Here is a 1,941-nt window from a genome sequence, read left to right as displayed (position 1 = left end):
ATTTGAGGCTGAGAAGTTGGGGATTACGTCTCAAAACGTTGATCAGCAGGTGAAGAGCACCGATCCGACTATCAAGCGCTTTTTGGGATCAGAAGGGGATCTGGGTAAAGGGGCTGGAATGGACAATGCTTTTGCAGCCAGAATTATTAAACAAGTGGGCAACTATGGCGAGATCTACGATCGTAACCTCGGCTCCAAAACTCAACTCAATCTACCGCGCGGACAAAACAACCTCTCGACCAAAGGCGGTCTAATTTTCTCTCCTCCGTTTCGATAAGCAGCGCCCTAAAATCTACGTCGCGTAGGAATCTTTGGAAAGTTTCTATACTAAAGTCAGCCGATCGAGTTGCAAGCAAGGATTTTGGCAATGACCCCTCAGCAACCTACACTCACCTCCTCCGAATTGTTTTATCCAGAAAGTGACGGCAAGCCAATGGCGGACAACACAAAGCAGTTCCATTGGATCGTCGTGATCGAACAAAATCTGGAATGGTTGTTTGCCGAAGATGCAACCGTTTTTGTAGCGGGAGATTTGTTGTGGTATCCGATCGAGGGCAACAACACCCTTTGTACTGCCCCGGATGCGTTAGTTGTGTTTGGTAGACCCAAGGGCCATCGAGGCTCATATCAACAGTGGAAAGAAGCCAACATACCGCCGCAAGTCGTATTTGAAGTCCTTTCGCCCAGCAATACGCGGCGAGAAATGGATCGTAAACTGCTTTTTTACAACAGCTACGGCGTAGAGGAATACTACGAATATGATCCCGATCGCATTCGTCTCAGAGGTTGGCTGCGATCAGAAGATGGATTGCTGGATGAAATCGAAACGATCGAGGGTTGGGTCAGTCCGCGATTAGGGATTCGATTTGGGCTGGCCGAAGAACTGCAACTTTATCACCCTGACGGAACGCCCTTTTTCTCGTTTACCGAAATCAATCAAAGGTTTGAAACAGAACAAGCGCGAGCCGAACAGGAACGTCAACGAGCCGAACAGGAACGTCAACGAGCCGAACAAGCCGAGCAGCAAAGTCAAGAGATGGCGGTGTTACTTCAGCAGTATCGCGATCGCTTTGGAGAACTCGCTGAATAGGATGCGATTTTAGCAAGGCAGACTGCGTTCTGGTAGGCGCGGTTTGAACCGCCAGAATTGCAGATTATCAAACGCTCAATCCTTGCTAAAGTTTGGGAGTCTCTGAATCGTTGAGCAGCGACAAAAAAGCACTGGCAAACATCGCAGCCTGAGTTCTGTCGCGCAAGTTGAGCCGACTGAGAATGCTGGTGACATGATTTTTGACCGTTCTCTCAGAAATGTAGAGCGATCGAGCAATCTCTCGGTTGCTGGCTCCATTGGCGATCAGACATAAAACCTCGCGTTCTCTGGGACTCAGTTGGGCAAGCTCTGGAGGCAGGCTTTTGGCAGACGGAGTAGATTGGGCATAGGCGATCGCTTTTTCAAATAGTCCCGGCCCCATCTGTGTATAGCCCTGATGCACCGCTCGAATCGCCTGCGCCAACTCCTCAGAGCGAGTGTGTTTGAGCAAATAGCCCTTCGCGCCGTACTGCATCGCTTGCGACACATATTCATCGTCGTCAAAGGTCGTCAGCACCAGCACTTTTGTTTTGGGATGGTCTTGAGCGATCATTTTGGTCGCCGCCACTCCATCCATCACGGGCATTCGGATATCCATCAACACCACATCGGGCTGAAGAATCACCACTTGTTCGACGGCCTGCTGTCCGTTTGCGACCTCACCAACCACCATCAGATCGGGTTTTGCGTCCAGCAGAGTGCGGAGGCCTTCCCGAATGAGCGCTTGATCGTCTACCAACAAAACTCGAATCATAAAGAAGAAATGGGCAATGGGCAACTTTCTGATCAACGTCCCCCTTTTTAATCTCATCAGGGGTAAATTCCCCGCCCCTTGGGGCGTAAGAAGGCTC

General features: G+C 50.2%; 2 protein-coding genes and 1 pseudogene. 2 read left to right on the top strand and 1 reads right to left on the bottom strand.

Annotation, left to right across the window (positions count from 1 at the left end; all coding sequences use genetic code 11):
* Positions 1-277: pseudogene (locus tag ACKFKF_RS34915) on the top strand (amino acid ABC transporter substrate-binding protein); the annotation flags it as partial.
* A 90-nt stretch (positions 278-367) separates the two neighbouring features.
* The gene (locus ACKFKF_RS34910; protein ID WP_446861728.1) at positions 368-1,090 is read left to right on the top strand and encodes a Uma2 family endonuclease; all 723 of its coding nucleotides are present in this window, start codon (positions 368-370) and stop codon (positions 1,088-1,090) included.
* Positions 1,091-1,175: 85 nt separating this feature from the next.
* Here the strand turns inward: ACKFKF_RS34910 and ACKFKF_RS34905 are convergent.
* Positions 1,176-1,941: response regulator transcription factor (locus ACKFKF_RS34905; protein WP_446871919.1), on the bottom strand; the 766-nt coding region annotated here is incomplete at its 5' end.

It is taken from the genome of Phormidesmis sp. 146-12, assembly GCF_052939495.1.
The sequence above is the reverse complement of the archived record's forward strand: the minus strand, read 5'-3'. Positions and strand labels throughout refer to the sequence as shown.